The organism is Ralstonia sp. 25mfcol4.1, assembly GCF_900104095.1.
GTDB lineage: Bacteria > Pseudomonadota > Gammaproteobacteria > Burkholderiales > Burkholderiaceae > Cupriavidus.
The window spans coordinates 210,646-227,657 of record NZ_FNJO01000003.1 but is presented as its reverse complement, the minus strand read 5'-3'; the positions used below and the strand labels follow the sequence as shown (position 1 = coordinate 227,657).

15 protein-coding genes are annotated in these 17,012 nt (G+C 64.9%); 8 read left to right on the top strand and 7 right to left on the bottom strand.

What is annotated here, in order from left to right:
* Nucleotides 1-150: 150 nt before the first annotated feature.
* The 6 genes from phaR to BLQ58_RS07110 all read left to right on the top strand — a co-directional run bounded on the left by phaR (nucleotide 151) and on the right by BLQ58_RS07110 (nucleotide 6,579).
* Nucleotides 151-702, top strand: a complete 552-nt coding sequence (gene phaR / locus BLQ58_RS07135; RefSeq protein WP_029050631.1) for a polyhydroxyalkanoate synthesis repressor PhaR — start codon at nucleotides 151-153, stop codon at nucleotides 700-702.
* Nucleotides 703-884: 182 nt separating this feature from the next.
* A complete protein-coding gene (locus BLQ58_RS07130; RefSeq protein WP_139186071.1) occupies nucleotides 885-1,760 on the top strand; it encodes a hypothetical protein in 876 nt (291 codons plus the stop codon).
* 175 nt (nucleotides 1,761-1,935) lie between these two features.
* Nucleotides 1,936-3,309 carry a 30S ribosomal protein S12 methylthiotransferase RimO gene (gene rimO / locus BLQ58_RS07125; protein WP_049815780.1) on the top strand — a complete coding sequence of 458 codons (1,374 nt, stop codon included), beginning with the start codon at nucleotides 1,936-1,938 and terminating at the stop codon, nucleotides 3,307-3,309.
* Nucleotides 3,310-3,445: 136 nt separating this feature from the next.
* Nucleotides 3,446-4,630, top strand: a complete 1,185-nt coding sequence (gene bktB / locus BLQ58_RS07120; RefSeq protein WP_029050629.1) for a beta-ketothiolase BktB — start codon at nucleotides 3,446-3,448, stop codon at nucleotides 4,628-4,630.
* A gap of 78 nt (nucleotides 4,631-4,708) precedes the next feature.
* Nucleotides 4,709-5,281: a hypothetical protein gene (locus BLQ58_RS07115; protein ID WP_049815779.1), complete on the top strand. Its 573-nt coding sequence runs from the start codon at nucleotides 4,709-4,711 to the stop codon at nucleotides 5,279-5,281.
* A gap of 83 nt (nucleotides 5,282-5,364) precedes the next feature.
* Nucleotides 5,365-6,579 carry a cystathionine beta-lyase gene (locus tag BLQ58_RS07110; protein ID WP_029050627.1) on the top strand — a complete coding sequence of 405 codons (1,215 nt, stop codon included), beginning with the start codon at nucleotides 5,365-5,367 and terminating at the stop codon, nucleotides 6,577-6,579.
* A 69-nt stretch (nucleotides 6,580-6,648) separates the two neighbouring features.
* Here the strand turns inward: BLQ58_RS07110 and BLQ58_RS07105 are convergent, their stop codons facing one another.
* From BLQ58_RS07105 to mfd, 6 genes are all read right to left on the bottom strand, one after another.
* Nucleotides 6,649-8,280 (bottom strand): PepSY-associated TM helix domain-containing protein, encoded by a 1,632-nt coding sequence (locus tag BLQ58_RS07105; protein WP_029050626.1) that lies wholly within the window; start codon nucleotides 8,278-8,280, stop codon nucleotides 6,649-6,651.
* Nucleotides 8,281-8,301: 21 nt separating this feature from the next.
* The gene (locus BLQ58_RS07100) at nucleotides 8,302-8,601 is read right to left on the bottom strand and encodes a hypothetical protein (RefSeq protein WP_029050625.1); all 300 of its coding nucleotides are present in this window, start codon (nucleotides 8,599-8,601) and stop codon (nucleotides 8,302-8,304) included.
* Complete coding sequence (locus BLQ58_RS07095; protein WP_029050624.1) at nucleotides 8,598-8,909, bottom strand: hypothetical protein; 312 nt, start codon at nucleotides 8,907-8,909, stop codon at nucleotides 8,598-8,600. The genes BLQ58_RS07100 and BLQ58_RS07095 overlap by 4 nt, the downstream gene beginning before the upstream one ends.
* A gap of 229 nt (nucleotides 8,910-9,138) precedes the next feature.
* The gene (gene serB, locus BLQ58_RS07090; RefSeq protein ID WP_029050623.1) at nucleotides 9,139-9,993 is read right to left on the bottom strand and encodes a phosphoserine phosphatase SerB; all 855 of its coding nucleotides are present in this window, start codon (nucleotides 9,991-9,993) and stop codon (nucleotides 9,139-9,141) included.
* Between the two features lie 96 nt (nucleotides 9,994-10,089).
* The gene (gene argE, locus BLQ58_RS07085) at nucleotides 10,090-11,301 is read right to left on the bottom strand and encodes an acetylornithine deacetylase (RefSeq protein ID WP_029050622.1); all 1,212 of its coding nucleotides are present in this window, start codon (nucleotides 11,299-11,301) and stop codon (nucleotides 10,090-10,092) included.
* Nucleotides 11,302-11,355: 54 nt separating this feature from the next.
* Complete coding sequence (gene mfd / locus BLQ58_RS07080) at nucleotides 11,356-14,808, bottom strand: transcription-repair coupling factor (RefSeq protein ID WP_029050621.1); 3,453 nt, start codon at nucleotides 14,806-14,808, stop codon at nucleotides 11,356-11,358.
* A gap of 187 nt (nucleotides 14,809-14,995) precedes the next feature.
* Between mfd and ispD the strand changes: the two genes are divergently transcribed.
* Together ispD and ispF are read left to right on the top strand one after the other, a co-directional pair.
* Nucleotides 14,996-15,730, top strand: coding sequence for a 2-C-methyl-D-erythritol 4-phosphate cytidylyltransferase (gene ispD, locus BLQ58_RS07075; protein WP_029050620.1), 735 nt, complete (start codon nucleotides 14,996-14,998; stop codon nucleotides 15,728-15,730).
* A gap of 22 nt (nucleotides 15,731-15,752) precedes the next feature.
* Nucleotides 15,753-16,259: a 2-C-methyl-D-erythritol 2,4-cyclodiphosphate synthase gene (gene ispF / locus BLQ58_RS07070; protein WP_029050619.1), complete on the top strand. Its 507-nt coding sequence runs from the start codon at nucleotides 15,753-15,755 to the stop codon at nucleotides 16,257-16,259.
* Between the two features lie 13 nt (nucleotides 16,260-16,272).
* On the opposite strand, the gene BLQ58_RS07065 is transcribed toward ispF, so the two are convergent.
* Nucleotides 16,273-16,854, bottom strand: coding sequence for a GNAT family N-acetyltransferase (locus tag BLQ58_RS07065; protein WP_029050618.1), 582 nt, complete (start codon nucleotides 16,852-16,854; stop codon nucleotides 16,273-16,275).
* Between the last annotated feature and the right edge of the window lie 158 nt (nucleotides 16,855-17,012).

Below are 17,012 nucleotides of genomic sequence, written 5' to 3'. Positions count from 1 at the left end.
GGTTGTATCTTGCGCGCCTGCGGCGTCGATCCCGCCCGGGACGACGCGTCCATTGCGCACTGCACCGCATGCGGTGCAGCAGCGTTGCGACCAGGCGCAGCAGCGGATGCCAACCGCCGGCATCAGCGACGACAAAAGGATAGAGCACCGATGGCCACGACCAAGAAAGGCGCAGAGCGACTGATCAAGAAATATCCCAATCGCCGGCTCTACGATACGCAGACCAGCACCTACATCACGCTCGCGGACGTCAAGCAGCTGGTCATGGATACCGAGGAATTCAAGGTCGTCGACGCAAAGACGGGCGAGGAACTCACGCGCAGCATCCTGCTGCAGATCATCCTGGAAGAAGAAACGGGCGGCGTTCCGATGTTTTCGAGCGCCATGCTGTCGCAGATCATTCGTTTCTACGGCCATGCCATGCAGGGCATGATGGGCACCTACCTGGAAAAGAACATCCAGGCCTTCATCGACATCCAGAACAAGCTGGCGGAGAACTCGAAGGGCCTGTATTCGGGCGAGGCGTTCAGCCCGGACATGTGGTCGCAGTTTATGAACCTGCAAGGCCCGATGATGCAAGGGATGATGAGCAACTATATCGAGCAGAGCAAGAACCTGTTCGTACAGATGCAGGAACAGATGCAGAACCAGGCCAAGAGCATGTTCGGCACGTTCCCTTTCAACCAGCCAGACAAGAAGTAAGCGGCCTTCCGGCCAGCGCATATCAGGCCCTGCACGTGCAGGGCCTTTTTCGTTGTGCGGCGGCGACGAGATGTTGTGAATGTCTGGCGAATTGCCACATTGGTGATGCACTCCCCGGAGAGCGATGCCCACGGCAAGTCTTCTGTGGTGCAATCGGCGGAACCCTGAGCAACGGGTACCTGTTGATCCCGATTTCTTTCGCTGCACGATGGCATCTCTCGCGCAAACGCACACGCACCCGCCGGGCGGCGCGGCGCCATCGGGCCCGAACTGGAGGCACATCCATGCCCAGCCAAGCCGCTACCTGGGGCCTTGAGCCCGACCATGTCGAATCGCCGCAATTCACGAATGTCTTCGAGTTTGCGCTCGGTCTGTACGGCCAAATGGCCCACATTCAGCACGAGGTTGGCGCGTTGTCGGCGGCCCAGCCGCGGATCGAGGAGCGACTCGATGCGACGCAGGCCCTTGTCGGCGCCGCCGAAACCCGCCTCGGCGGACAGGTCGTTGAAGCCGAGGCGCGCCTGACGGACCGGATTCGCGAATCGGAAGCCCGCACGGCCCAGGCGCTGGCGGCGTCGGAGGAAAGGAGCGAGTCGCTGATCGCCAGGGTCTTGCGGGAAATTGACGCCCGTTCCGAAGCGCGCTTCAGCCGGATGGACGCCAGGTTTGACGCCATCGATGCCAAATTCGAAGTCGTAGACGCAAAGTTCGATGCCATCGACGCCAGATTCGACCAGATGGACGCGCGGTTCGACCAGATGGACGCCCGGATGGACAAGATGGACACCCGGATGGACAAGATGGACGCCCGGATGGACAAGATGGACGTTCAAATGGACAAGCTGGACGCCAGATTCGACAAATCTGACGCACGGGTGGACAAGCTGGAAGAAAACCTTGGAGGTCGCATCCAGTCCGGTAACGAAAAGATCTCCGCCCTGAAAGACCGACTCAACAAGGTCTTCTGGGTGGCGTCAGGCGGGGGCATCGTGCTCGGCCTGGCGGTGGGCTGGAAGCCGATCATCGAACGCATGGGGAGTCTGGCTGGCCTGTCGTAGCGTGGTTTCCGGCCATTTGGCCGGCCCATGCGCCAATATCGGCCGCTCGGGGTAAAATCTCCGCCTTTCATGGCAATGACGGCGCCCGGCAGGCTCGCCGGATGCCATAGACCAGCGCGGCGCACCACCGGGGACGGTAGGGCGCGCCCAGATCCCCCCATATTCGCGGTGCCCCATGTCGTCTGAAACCAATCTGTCCAATCCTGCGCCGAAAGTCGGCTTTGTATCACTTGGCTGCCCCAAGGCCTTGGTCGATTCCGAGCAGATCATCACGCAGCTGCGTGCCGAAGGCTATGCCATCAGCGGCACTTACGACGGTGCCGACCTGGTGGTGGTCAACACCTGCGGCTTTATCGACGAGGCCGTGCAGGAGAGCCTGGACGCCATTGGCGAGGCGCTGACCGAAAACGGCAAGGTCATCGTGACCGGCTGCCTGGGAGCCAAGAAGGATGCGGCGGGACACGATATCGTGTCGTCGGTCCACCCAAAGGTGCTGGCGGTTACGGGGCCCCATGCGCTGGGCGAAGTGATGCAGGCCGTGCACACGCACCTGCCGAAGCCGCACGATCCGTTTACCGATCTGGTCCCTGCTGCAGGCATCAAGCTGACCCCCAAGCACTATGCCTATCTGAAGATTTCGGAAGGCTGCAACCATCGGTGCTCGTTCTGCATCATCCCGTCGATGCGGGGCGACCTGGTCTCTCGCCCGGTGGCAGAAGTGATGCTGGAAGCCGAAAACCTGTTCAAGGCCGGCGTCAAGGAACTGCTGGTGATCTCGCAGGACACGAGTGCGTATGGCGTGGACGTCAAGTACCGCACGGGCTTCTGGGCGGGCCGGCCGTTGAAGACGCGCATGACCGAACTTGTCGCAGCGCTTGGCGAGCTGGCCAGCCAGTATGGCGCCTGGGTACGGCTCCACTATGTCTATCCGTATCCGCATGTCGACGAGATCATTCCGCTGATGAACCAGGGCAATGTGCTGCCGTACCTGGATGTGCCGCTCCAGCACGCGCATCCTGATGTGCTCAAGCGCATGAAGCGTCCGGCCAACGCCGAAAAGACCCTCGACCGCATCCGTGCGTGGCGCGAAATCTGCCCGGAGCTGACGATCCGCAGCACGTTTATCGCCGGTTTTCCGGGTGAAACGGAGGCCGAATTCCAGACGCTGCTCGATTTCATTGCCGAAGCCGAGCTCGACCGCGTGGGTTGCTTCGCCTATTCGCCGGTGGAGGGGGCAACCGCCAACGACCTGCCCGGCGCGCTGCCCGACGAGGTGCGTGAAGAGCGCCGTGCGCGGTTCATGGAAGTCGCCGAGGCCGTGTCGGCACGCAGGCTCCAGCGCAAGGTCGGGCAGACGCTGCGGGTACTTGTCGACGAAGTGAACCAGGACGGCGGCATTGGCCGGTCGTCCGCCGATGCGCCGGAAATCGACGGTCTGGTCTATATCGACCCCGTCGCCAAGCCGTCGCAGCGTTTCAAGACGGGAGACTTCGTGAACGTCAAGATCACGGGTGCCGACGGTCACGATCTCTGGGGTGAAATCGCCTGACGCTGTATCGGCTTTTTGGGGCCGGGCGGGCGGATGGAAGTGTGCCTGTCCAGACAATTAGGTAAAAGTACGGTCGTTCGCTTTTGCTTGGCGAGGACTATACTGTGCGCCGCAACATAACGCATGGAGACGAGTCATGACGCGTGAAGTGGTGATTGTCAGCGGTGTACGCACCGCAATTGGCACCTTCGGCGGCAGCCTGAAGGACCTGGCCCCGACCGAACTGGGTGCGCTGGTGGTGCGCGAGGCATTGGCCCGCGCCAACGTGTCGGGCGACGACGTCGGTCACGTCGTCTTCGGTAATGTGATTCAGACTGAACCTAAGGACATGTATCTGGGCCGCGTAGCGGCCGTGAACGGCGGTGTTTCCATCAATGCGCCCGCGCTGACCGTGAACCGCCTGTGCGGTTCGGGCCTGCAGGCGATTGTCAGCGCGGCCCAGACGATTCTGCTGGGTGACGCCGATGTGGCCATCGGCGGAGGCGCCGAAAGCATGAGCCGCGCCCCGTATCTGGCACCGATGGCTCGCTGGGGCGCTCGCATGGGCGACGCCAAGCTGGTCGATATGATGCTGGGCGCGTTGCACGACCCGTTCCACACGATTCACATGGGCGTGACGGCCGAGAATGTCGCGAAGGAATACGACATTTCCCGCCAGCAGCAGGACGAAACCGCCCTGGAATCGCACCGCCGCGCGTCGGCCGCCATCAAGGCTGGCCACTTCAAGGGCCAGATCGTTCCGGTCACGTTGAAGTCGCGCAAGGGCGATGTCGTCTTCGATACCGACGAGCACGTGCGCCACGATGCCACCATGGACGACATGACGAAGCTGAAGCCGGTTTTCGTCAAGGAAAACGGCACGGTGACGGCTGGCAATGCCTCCGGTCTCAATGACGCCGCCGCAGCAGTGGTGCTGATGGAGCGGGCAGAGGCGGAGCGCCGCGGGTTGAAGCCGCTGGCGCGTCTGGTCTCCTACGGCCATGCCGGCGTGGATCCGAAGACGATGGGGATCGGCCCGGTGCCCGCCACCAAGATTGCGCTCGAGCGGGCCGGCCTGTCGGTCAAGGATCTGGACGTCATCGAGGCCAATGAAGCCTTCGCTGCGCAGGCCTGCGCCGTGACCAAGGCCTTGGGGCTGGATCCGGCCAAGGTCAATCCGAACGGTTCGGGCATTTCGCTGGGCCATCCGATTGGCGCCACGGGCGCCCTGATCACCGTGAAGGCGGTGCATGAGTTGCAGCGTGTCCAGGGCCGCTACGCGTTGGTGACGATGTGCATCGGCGGCGGGCAGGGAATTGCCGCGATCTTCGAGCGCCTTTAAGTCGCCTTGCGCGCAATTGCCAAGGAAGCCGTCTTGTCCCGTCCCGCTCTGTCCTGTCTGCATTCGTTAATCGTTGTGATGGCGGTGGCGCTGCCGGCCGCTGCCATGGCTGCCGCAGACGAACTGTCGACAGGAACCGGGCAGGGCGGCGGCTTTGGTATCAACGAAGCCATCCGCGCAGGAGAAGCCGAGCGCGGCGCATCGCTGTCAACCGGACCGGTTCGCACGCTGTCGCCGCGCCAGGAGTACTCGCACTATCCGACTTACGTCGGCACGGTGGGCGACAAGCCAGTGCGCATGCGGATTGCGCCGAAGACCGACACACGAGACAGCCTGCAGGGCGAGTATCAGATCGGCGATGGCAAGGGTGTGCGACTGCTGTCCGGGGAATGGGACGACGGCACATTCCTGATGGAGGAGTCGGACGACGGCACGCGTGTGTCCGGCAACTGGGAAGGGCAGATCGACCGGAACGGCGCGGTGCGTGGCACATGGACCGATGCCTACAATCCGGCGATCGTCTTGCCTTTTTTTATTCGCCCGTTTGGCGGATATCTGGTGATTCCCCCGTTCGACACAAATTCGGGCAGTGGCGTCACCTATGCGCCGCCGGCCCCCAAGTCATCGATCTCGACGGGCAAGTCCCGCTGACACGTCGGCGCCACATCGCGTGGCGAGCGCGGCATTTGCTGGTAAGCTCGGACGCCTGATCCGAATTTTCCAGGGAATACGCCGTGTCTGCATCTGACTCGTCCCGCAACGCCCCGCGCTATATCCGGACCACCGCGGTCCAGCCCGAACTGGATATCGCGCCGGGTTTCGACTCTTTTTCCACGCCCACGTATCGCGGCTCGACGATCGTCTTCCGCAATCTTGCTGAATTGCGCGCCTATGGTGATCGCAGCAAGACGTACTGGCGCTACGGCCTGCATGCCACGCCCACCAGCGAGGCACTGTGCCAGCAACTGGCGCAGATTGAAGGTGGCCGGCACACATTGCTGCTGCCTTCGGGCATGGGCGCCATCTCGCTGGTGTATTTTGCCCTGTTGCGGACCGGCGACGATGTGCTGGTGCCCGACAACGTCTATGGCCCGAACCGCGACCACGGCGAATGGCTGGCGCGCGAATTCGGCGTGACGGTGCGCTACTACCATCCGTCGATTGGCGCCGGCATCGCTTCGCTGATCCAGCCCAATACGCGGCTGATCTGGATGGAGGCACCGGGCTCCGTGACGATGGAGGTGCCTGACACCGACGCCATTGTCTCGGTGGCGCGGGCGCGAGGCGTGCTGACCGCCATCGACAATACGTGGTCGGCGGGGGTCTATTTCAAGCCTTTCGAGAAGGGCATCGATATCTCGGTGCAGGCGCTGACGAAATACCAGTCCGGGGGCAGTGATGTGCTGATGGGCGCAGTCATCACGCAGGACGACAAGGTGCATGACCGCCTCAAGCGTACCCGCATGATCATGGGCTGGGGCGTGTCGGCGGACGATTGCTTCCTGGTCCTGCGCGGGCTTGCCAGCATGCCGGTACGCCTGGCGGCGCACGACCGTGCGGCACGTGAAGTTGCCGAATGGCTCAAGCAGCGTCCCGAGGTGACCCGTGTGTTGCATCCGGCCTTGCCCGATTGCCCGGGGCACGCCGAATGGTTGCGTGATTTTTCCGGGGCCAGCGGACTGTTTTCGATCATCCTGCATGACCGCTTCTCGCGCGAGCAGGTGGATGCGTTCGTCGAGGCCCTGAAACTCTATGCGATCGGTTGGTCCTGGGGCGGCGCGCATAGCCTGGCGGTGCCGTACCACATTGACACGATGCGGCCGGCGGGCACGTGGCCGCCGGAAGGCTGGACGAACGCCGGGGAGCTTGTGCGTCTGTACATTGGCCTCGAAGACACGCGCGACCTGATTGGCGATCTGAAGCAGGCGATGGAAAGCTGCCTGCGCTAGCCGCCGGGGCGCCCCGTAGCAGTAAAAAAGCCCCGCCGAAGCGGGGCTTTCTGTTTGCTGGCCAGTCCATCAGGAGGCGTCGGCCTTGCGCATCGTGGCTTGCGGCGCCGGCTGGGCCGCAGTGCCCGGTGTTGCCCACACCGATTCGGCGGGGCCATTCTGCGCGCGGCGGCGGGTCACACGGGCCAGTGCGATGTAGCCCACCGCCATGGCAATGGCGCCAATATCGAAGCCGGCGATGACCCAGCGGCCATGGAGTGCGGCGGCAAACACGTGATCCCCGGTCAGGACCCAGTTCGACAGCGGCACGGCCAGTGTTGCCAGCGCCGCCACGTAGAGCAGTTCCACGGCTGCGCGAATGGGAGGCCTGGCCAGCGCCCATGCCGCGGCCAGCACGAACACTGGCCAGAACACATAGCTCACGGCGCGGTCCGGCCACAGCAGGGCCGCCGGGAAGCACAGCGCCACCCCGATGCAGGTGCCGATGCAGACGCCTACCGTGGCCTGGGCCAGAAGCTTGTGGACACGAGGCTGTTCGGCCTGCCGGGACTTGCGGCGCGTCTCGATCCACAGCAGGTTGCCGGAATAGAACAGGAACGCGCCGGCGAGCCCTGCGACAAGGTACACGAGCCGCACCGCCAGGTCGCCATAGGTGCCGTAGTGCAGCGCAAACATGGCGCTGTAGATCATGTGGTTCGTGTCGCGGGCGCCAGCCGTCTGGTTGGCGATCAACTGGCCGGCGTTAGGCTCATTGGCGGCCGCGTGGATGCCCACAGCGCCGCCGTTGCCGAGCGCGCGCGTGCTGTCGCCTCGTACTTCGGCCACGGCGTTGGCATCGCCGTAACGCTGGAAGCGGATGGCGTTGGGCGTGAATCGCTCGCCGCCGTGTTCGCGCGCAATAGCGAGCAGCTGGGCCGAACTCATCGTCGGGGATGCGCGGCCCGAGGCCGTGACTTCGGGGGCCGCACCCGTGACGCGCGGAATCACTTCGAACAGCTTGCCGTCGAACGTCAGCGTGTTGAAGACCATGACCATGATCAACGACAGGCAGAAAAATGCGCCGGTGATGGCGAAGATCAGGTGGAACGGCAGGCTGAACAGGCCCAGCACATTGTGCGTGTCCATCCAGAAACGCTTCAGGTTGCGGCCGGGCCGCACCGCGAACAGATCTTTCTTCAGGCGGGGCAGGTGAAGGATCACGCCCGATACAAGTGCCAGGCCGTACAGCACGGAGATGATCCCCATGAAGTACATCCCATTGATGCCGAGGCCCAGCGAATAGTGCAGCGCGTTCAAGAACGCCGACAGCTCGCCAGTCACGTGGTCGAGCGAAGTGTTGTTCTGCGCCGCCTTGTCGCCGTTCAGGCGCTCGCCGTTCATCGTGTGCCATTCACCGGCCTTGTCCTGCCAGTAGGCGTTGAAGTCCGGTTCCTCCTTGCTGGGCAGGCCGACGTAGACGCTGTTGGCCGCGTCCGGATGCACCGCCACCAGCTTCTGCACGAAGGCGTCGATGGCAGGCCCGTCCACCTGGACTTCGGTGCCGTGATGACCCTCCAGGCGCGCCGGGTTCTGCCAGACGTGCAATTCGTGGTGGAAGACGGTGATCGCGCCCGCGAAGAAGGCGATGAACAGTGCCCAGCCGGCCATCAGGCCGACCCAGGTGTGGAGCGTATTGAAAACGCGCAGGGTATTGGGTTTCATGCGAATGCCTCGGTGGCCGGATCAGTGCCCAGACAGGGCAGACAGGGTCGATGCCGGCGGCATCGCGTGCATCAGGCGGACCGCCCACAGAATGCCGTAGCAAACCAGGTTGCCGCCAATCAGCCAAAGCCAGGCGGCGCGGCTGGTCTGGAATAGCAGGCTCAGGCTGATGATGGTCACCCACAGCACGAAGCTGAGGGTGACGGCCAGCACGACGCCGCTCTCCCAGCCGCCCGGCAGCCACAGCACGCCGAGCGTGCACAGCGCGACGGCCAACGGCAGGCCCAGCAGGGTGCCGGCGAGCCACTTGGTTCCAATCATGGTGCACTCCCTTCGCCGGGCATGTCGTCGTAGCGTTTGTGGTGAATCCAGGTGCCGACGAACGGCCATGCGGACAGGCAGCAGGTCAGCGTGACCAGCGTCGCGGCGATCGCCACGGGCCAGCCTTCGGGGATGCTCATGACCCAGGTGCTGCCGATGGCAAGCGCGACGCCCAGCCAGCACAGCAGCCGCGGCGGTAGCGGTGCACGGCCGTTGTTGTCGGCGTCCACGCACAGGACCTGATTCGGCGCGGAAAGATAAAGGCAGGCGGCGGCGGCCAGGGATAGGAAAACGGCTAACGCTTGCATGCGTCGAGCGACCGAGGGGACGGTGTTACGGGAAAGAAATAATAATAATGATTCGCATTTGATTTCACAAGGAAATCGCGGCTTTAACGGGCTAATCGGTACACCTGTGACCGAAAAGCGAATAACGCAAATGTAATGTGACATGCGCACGGAAATGTGCGCAGAAGACGGCCCCCGGCATCGCGAGGGCCTCAACAGGCACCGCGAACGGGTGCCGGCGGGTAATCGCTTAGTGCGGGAACAGGTTGAGCAGGCCGTCCAGGCCCACGTGATTGAACGCGACGCTGGCTTGCGCGCGCACCACGGGTTTGGCCCGGAAGGCCACCGAAAGACCCGCTACGGCCATCATCTTGAGGTCGTTGGAGCCGTCGCCCATGACGATGGCCTGGGACGGGTCGGCGCCGATCTGCGCGCAGACTTCCCGCACCGTGCGTGCCTTGACGTCGGCATTGACGATTTCGCCCACCACGTTGCCGGTCAGCTTGCCGTCGACGATTTCCAGCGTATTGGCGCGCGTGAAGTCGAGTTTCAGCCGCGGCTTGAGCTGGTCGGTGAAGTGTACGAATCCGCCCGACACCAGCAGCGTCTTCATGCCCAGAGCCTGAATTGTCTGCAGCATGCGCTCGGCCCCCGGCGACAGCTTCAGGCGTTCGGCGTACACGCGGTCGAGCACGCTCGCGTCCAGGCCCTTCAGCAGGGCCACGCGGCGGCGCAGGCTTTCGTTGAAATCGGTAATTTCGCCGCGCATGGCGGCTTCGGTGATGGCCGATACCTCGGCCTTGAGTCCGCAGAAGTCGGCGATTTCGTCGATGCACTCGATCGTGATCAGCGTGGAGTCCATGTCCATCGCCACCAGCCGGAAATCCGACAGCTTGCGGCCTGCCGGCACCACTGCCCAGTCGATGCCACGTTCGCCGCACACGTCGTCCAGGGCATCGCGCAGCGCCGGGGTCAGCGGATTGCACTGATCGGCGGCTGCCACGCTGTCGCCGCGCAGCGCGAGATCAGGGGCATTGGCCACCGTGCGGACGGCGTCGAGGTCGGCGGCGGACAGCGGGGACAGGCTTTGGAGAATCAGGGGCATGACGGCAGGAATCCGCGCGATGCGGGAGGGGCGACAAGGAGAAGGGCGGTATTGTACTGCGCTCCCGCTCCCTCATCGCGCCCGGGGCGGCGACGATCAGGCCGCGCGCAGGCTGTCCACCACCTTGTGCAGGAACGCCTCGCAGGCGGCCAGCTGGTCCAGCGCCACGAATTCGTCGGGCTTGTGCGCCTGCTGGATATCGCCGGGGCCGCATACGACGGCCGGAATGCCGGCACGCTGGAACAGGCCGGCCTCGGTGCCGTAGGCCACCTTGTTCGTGTCGCGGTCGGCGGTCAGTGCGCGCACGAGCTGCGTGATGGCATCGGATTCGGCGGCGTCGAGCGACGGGGCCGCGGCGATCTTGCTGATCGCCATGCCCGCATCCACGTGCTCGGCGCGCATCTTCGGCACCAGCACGTCGTTCACGTACTGCTGGATGCGTGCCAGGATGGCTTCCGGATCCACGCCCGGCAGGTTGCGGAACTCGAACACGAACTCGCATTCGGCAGGGATCGTGTTCAGCGCGATACCGCCGTGGATCGTGCCGGTGGACGCCGTGGTGAACGGTACGTCGAAGGCCCGGTCGTACGGGCCGTTGGCCTTGAACTCGTCGGCAATGTCGCGGATATAGCAGATCAGGCGCGCCGCATATTCGATGGCGTTGACACCCTTCGGCGTCAGCGACGAATGGGCCGCCTGGCCCTTCACGCAGCAGCGATAGGCGTTGATGCCCTTGTGCGCAACGATCACGCGCATGCTGGTCGGCTCGCCGACGATGCAGCCCGCCGGCTTCACGCCGCGGTCGCGCAGTTCGGCCAGCAGGTACGGCGCGCCCATGCAGCCGATTTCCTCGTCGAAGGACAGCGCGTAGTGCACCGGCTCGCGCAGCCTGGCGTCGAGGATAGTCGGCAGGAGCGCCAGGCTGGCGCCGATGAAGCCCTTCATGTCGCATGTGCCCCGGCCGTAGAGCTTGCCGTCGCGAATCACCGGCTTGAACGGGTCGGTGGTCCAGCTCTGGCCGTCCACGGGCACCACGTCGGTGTGCCCGGACAGCACGATGCCGCCATCGGTGGCGCCGTTCGCGGCAGGAATCGTCACGAACAGGTTGGCCTTGTCCCCCTGCGGGTTGTAGCTCAGATGCGGACGCAGCCCCTTTGCCAGAAAGTGGTCGCGCACGGATTCGATCAGGCCCAGGTTCGAGTGGCGCGACGTGGTGTCGAACGACACCAGGCGCTGGGTCCACTCCAGCGCGCTGCCGCGTTGCGGGGCTTCGGTATTGGTGTTTCGGGTGTCGGCGGCAGCTTGCATGGGATGGTGAACCGTTGATTCGTCAAGGATGTGATCGTACACCTGTCGGCGTGGTCAGGCCAGCTGGCGCAGCGTGTGTTTGATGGTCTGCGCACGGGCGCCCACGTCGGGCATCTTGGCCTCGATACGCAGCTTGTCCTGGCCGGCCAGCTTGATGTGTTTGTTCTTTTGCACGAGGTCGATGATCCGGATGGCGTCGATCGGGGGATTCGGCACGAACTGCATGCTCACGGTGGCCTCGCCGGCGTCGATTTTGCGCACGCCCAGCGGCGCGGCGGCAATGCGGAGCCGGTGCGTTTCTATCAGTGCCTGCGCCTGGGCGGGCAGCCGGCCGAAGCGGTCGATCAGCTCTTCCTGGATGTCGTCCACGCGCTCGCCGGTCTCGCAGTTGGCCAGCCGCTTGTAGAGCGATAGACGCTCATGGACGTCGGCACAGTAGTCGTTCGGCAGCAGCGCAGGCGTGCCGAGGTTGATCTCGGTGGTGGCCGCCAGCGGTGCCATCAGGTCGGGCTCCTTGCCGGCCTTGAGCGACTTCACGGCCGCGTTGAGCATGTCGGTGTAAAGCTGGAAGCCGATTTCGTGGATCTCGCCCGACTGCTTGTCGCCCAGCACCTCGCCGGCGCCGCGGATTTCCAGGTCGTGCATGGCCAGGTAGAAGCCCGCGCCCAGTTCCTCCATCTGCTGGATGGCTTCCAGCCGGCGCTGCGCCTGCTTGGTCAGGCCGTCCACGTCGTGCACCAGCAGGTAGGCATAGGCCTGGTGGTGGCTGCGGCCCACCCGGCCGCGCAACTGGTGCAGCTGGGCCAGGCCGAAGCGGTCGGCGCGATGGATCAGGATGGTGTTGGCCGTTGGCACGTCGATACCGGTCTCGATGATCGTCGTGCAGAGCAGGATGTTGTCGCGGCGGGCCACAAAGTCGCGCATCACGCGTTCCAGCTCGCGCTCGTGCATCTGTCCGTGCGCCACGGCGATGCGGGCCTCCGGCACCAGCTCGGCCAGCCTGGCGCGCTTGTTCTCGATCGTCTCGACTTCGTTGTGCAGGAAGTAGACCTGGCCGCCGCGCTTGAGCTCGCGCAGGATGGCCTCGCGGATCACGCCGTCTTCCTCGCGCCGCACGAAGGTCTTGATGGCCAGCCGCTTCTGCGGCGCGGTGGCGATGACCGAGAAGTCGCGCAGGCCTTCCAGCGCCATGCCCAGCGTCCGCGGGATCGGCGTGGCGGTCAGCGTCAGCACGTCCACTTCGGCGCGCAGCGTCTTCAGCGCCTCCTTCTGGCGCACGCCAAAGCGGTGTTCCTCATCGATGATGACCAGGCCCAGACGCTGGAACTTCACTTCCTCGGACAGCAGCTTGTGGGTGCCGATGACGATGTCGACCGTGCCGTCGTTGATCTGCTTGATCGCGGCGTCCACTTCTTTTTTCGTCTTGAAGCGCGACAGTTCCACGATGCGCACCGGCCACTCGGCAAAGCGGTCGGACAGGGTCTGGAAGTGCTGCTCGGCCAGCAGCGTGGTGGGGGCCAGCATGGCCACCTGCTTGCCGCCGAGCACGGCCACGAACGCCGCCCGCAGCGCCACCTCGGTCTTGCCGAAGCCCACGTCGCCGCAGACCAGCCGGTCCATCGGCTTGCCCGACGTCATGTCGGCGATCACGGCCGAAATGGCGGCGGCCTGGTCTGGCGTTTCCTCGAAGCCGAAGCTCTCGGCGAAGGTCTCGTAGTCCTTGGGCTGCAGCGGGAAGGCAAAGCCCTGGCGCAGCGCGCGGCGCGCGTACAGGTTCAGCAGTTCGGCGGCCGTGTCGCGGATCTGCTGCGCGGCGCGGCGCTTGGCCTTGTCCCACTGGCCGGTGCCCAGCGAGTGCAGCGGGGCGGTGTCCGGATCGGCGCCCGAATAGCGCGAGATCACGTGCAGCTGGTGCACGGGCACGTACAGCTTGCTGGCCTTGTCGTAGTCCAGATGCAGAAATTCCTCGTCGCCCTGGCCCATGTCCAGCGTGACCAGCCCCTGATAGCGGCCGATGCCGTGCTCGCTGTGCACCACGGGGTCGCCGATCTTGAGTTCGGCCAGGTCGCGCACCATCGAATCGACGGTGCTGGCCTGCTCCTGCTTGCGGCGCCCCGTGCGGCGCGCGGTACCGGCATACAGTTCGTTCTCGGTGACGAACGCGAATTTAGCGGCGGTCAGGGCAAAGCCGCTCTGCAGCGGCGCGACCACGATCGAGAAATGCGAGTCGCCAGCCAGGAAGGCCGCAAAGTCCTCGACCACCATCGGACGCAGACCACTTTCGGCAAACAGCTGCATCAGCGTTTCGCGCCGGCCCGCCGAGTCGGCGCACATCAGTACGCGTGTGGCCTTGTTCAGCAGCAGTGCTTCCAGGTTGACCAGCGGATCTTCGGCGCGGCGGTTGACCGACACATCGGGCAGGCTGGCCGAGAAGGCCGGCACGTCGGCCGCCACGGCCTCGCGCTGCAGCACCAGCCGGGCCAGCGGCTTGGCCCCGATGAAGAACTGCTCTTCGGACAGGAACAGGTCCGCGGGCGGCAGCAGCGGGCGCTCGCGGTCGTGGCGCATGAAGGTGTAACGCTGCGTGGTGTCGGCCCAGAAGCGGCGGATGGCCTCATCGACCTGGCCCGCGAATGCCAGTTGCGTGCCGGCGGGCAGGTAGTCGAACAGCGTGGCGCTTTGCTCGAAGAACAGCGGCAGGTAGTACTCGATGCCCGCGGACGGTACGCCGTTGCCGATGTCCTTGTAGATCGGGGACTTGGTCGGGTCGCCCTCGAACACCTCGCGCCAGCGGCCGCGGAAGGCGGTGCGGGCGGTGTCGTCCAGCGGAAACTCGCGGCCCGGCAGCAGGCGCACTTCCTTGACCGGATACAGGCTGCGCTGCGAATCGGGATCGAACGCGCGGATGGTTTCGATCTCGTCGCCGAACAGGTCGATCCGGTACGGCAACGCCGAGCCCATCGGATACAGGTCGATCAGCCCGCCGCGCACGCTGTATTCGCCCGGTCGCATGACCGCGCTGACGTGCTCGTAGCCGGCCAGCGTGAACTGCGCCTTGAGCGCGGCCTCGTCGAGCTTTTCGCCCTGTTTGAAGAAGAACGTGTAGGCGGCCAGGAACGAGGGTGGCGCCAGGCGGTAGAGCGCGGTCGATGCGGGGACGATCATCACGTCGCACTGGCCGCCCTGGATGTCGTGCAGCGTGGCCAGGCGTTCCGATACAAGGTCCTGGTGCGGCGAGAAGCTGTCATAGGGCAGCGTTTCCCAGTCGGGCAGCAGCCGCACGCGCAGTTCGGGGGCGAACCATGGGATTTCCTCGGCCAGCCGTTGTGCGTCCATGGCATTGGCGCAGATCACGGCCACCATCGGCACGCTGGCGCGATGCTGGCGCGCGTAGGCGGCCACCGCCAGGGCGTCGGCGGATCCGGTCAGGCCGGCCACGGTATGGCGCATGCCAGCCTTGATCAGTGGCAGGGTGGCGAAGGGAAATGCGGTAGCGTTGTCAGGCATTGGCAGCATTAGGCGCAAAAACGGCGACACCCCGCCGGCACATGCGAAAGGCATGCCACGGGCAGGGTTGTCTGTCATGCCAGCCGGGCCATGCCAGGATTCATGGCGGCGGGCGAGGGCCGTATTATAGAATGCGCTCCGGCCGGCCCGCTGGCCGTGCCAAATATTCAAAGGCCCTCAGAAACCTGTGTCCGATCGTCGATTCGCCCTGATTCCCTGTGCCGGTACCGGCAGCCGTGCCGGCGGCGCCGTGCAAAAGCAATACCAGACCGTGGCCGGCCGGCCGATGCTCTGGTACGCCCTGGCGGCGTTTTCCGCCAGCGAAGCCATCAGTGCCACCGCGCTGGTACTGGCGCCCGACGACATGCCGCTGGAGTCACGGTTCGGCGCGCAAGCCTTTGCGGGGCTGCGCTTCGACACCGCGTTCGTGGGCGGCGATTCGCGCCACGCGTCGGTACTTGCCGGCCTGCATCATCTGGCCACGCTGGGTGCAACGGACACCGACTGGGTGCTGGTCCACGACGCCGCGCGCCCCGGGCTGACCAGTGCGATGATCGATACGCTGGTGCGGGCGGTGGAATCCGACGATTCGGCCAGCGAGCCGATCGGCGGCATCCTGGCCGTGCCGGTGCCTGATACCCTGAAGCGTGCCGATGCCGGCGCGCGCATCGGCGGGACCGTGTCGCGCGAGGGCCTGTGGCAGGCGCAGACACCACAGATGTTCCGCATCGGCGTACTGCGCCATGCGCTCGAAGACGCCATGGCCGCCGGTGCCGTGGTCACCGATGAAGCCAGCGCCATCGAGCGCCTCGGCCTGCATCCGCGGCTGGTCAACGGATCGCTGCGCAATTTCAAGGTGACCTACCCCGAGGACTTTGCGCTGGCCGACGTGCTGCTGCGCACGGGCCAGCCGGCGTCGTGACCCATTTTTGCAAGGAGTCGTTTTGAATCCGTTCGATTTTCGCGTTGGGCAGGGCTATGACGTGCACGCCCTGGTGCCGGGCCGCAAGCTGATTCTTGGTGGCGTCGATATTCCGCACGACCGTGGCCTGCTGGGCCACTCCGATGCCGATGCGCTGCTGCACGCCGTGACAGACGCACTGTTTGGCGCGGCCGCGCTGGGCGACATCGGCCGCCATTTCCCGGACACCGATCCGGATTTCAAGGGCGCCGACAGCCGCGTGCTGTTGCGCGAGGCCGCGCGCCGTGTGCGAGCCGCCGGGTTCGAGATCGGCAACGTCGATGCCACCGTCATCGCGCAGAAGCCCAAGCTGGCGCCGCATATCGCGGGTATGGTGGCCAACCTGGCCGAAGACCTGGGCCTGCCCGTCACGCATTGCAACGTGAAGGCCAAGACCAACGAGAAGCTCGGGTTCGAAGGAAAGGAAGAGGGTATCGTCGCGCAGGCGGCGGTGCTGATCTACCGCCGCACCGCCGACGTGCAGGACTGATTGCGCGACCCGTTCAGGGGGCTGGCGGCGACGGTGCCGCCGGTTCCTCGGCCTTGATCGGGTAGACGTAGTCGATCAGCCGCGCCATGGCCCCATGGCGCGATCCGGCTTCCGTATGTTTCTGGAAGCCCATCTGCTCGCAGAGTTTGATGGCCGAATCCATTTCGGGCATGGTGCGGCAGATCAGCGCCTGGGCGCCAATGTCGCGGGCGCGCTGGATGCAGATCTGCATCAGCCGCTTGCCCAGCCCCAGCCCGCGCGCCTGCGGGCTGACCGAAAGCAGCCGGGCTTCGGGCTGCGTCAGCGTGATCGTGGAGTCGTCCAGCGCCGTCAACGTGGCGCCCGGATGGCAGAACAGCACCGCACCGCTGATGCCGTGGTCGGTTTCCGCGACCCACCATTCCATGTCCGGATTGTCCTTGGCGGCCATCACGGACTTCATGCCGCGCTGGAACGACGCACGGCAATCTTCCATGATTTCCAGCTCATACTGCCCGTAGGCCTGCTGCGTGACCGCGGCGATATCGCCCCAGTCGTGTACAGCGGCCAGCCGGAAGCGGAAGCGCGGCGAATTGGGTGAAGGCAAGGTGCTCATGGCAACGGCGAAGTTCGTGACCTTTCGTTGATTGTAGGCCGCGCCATGCACAAATGCACCGGGTCGATTGGCTGTACGCGATGTCGGACAATACCGATTGACCGATTGCGGAAGTGCAGAAATGCACGCGGGCAGGCACTCTTCAGTGCCCGCCCGCG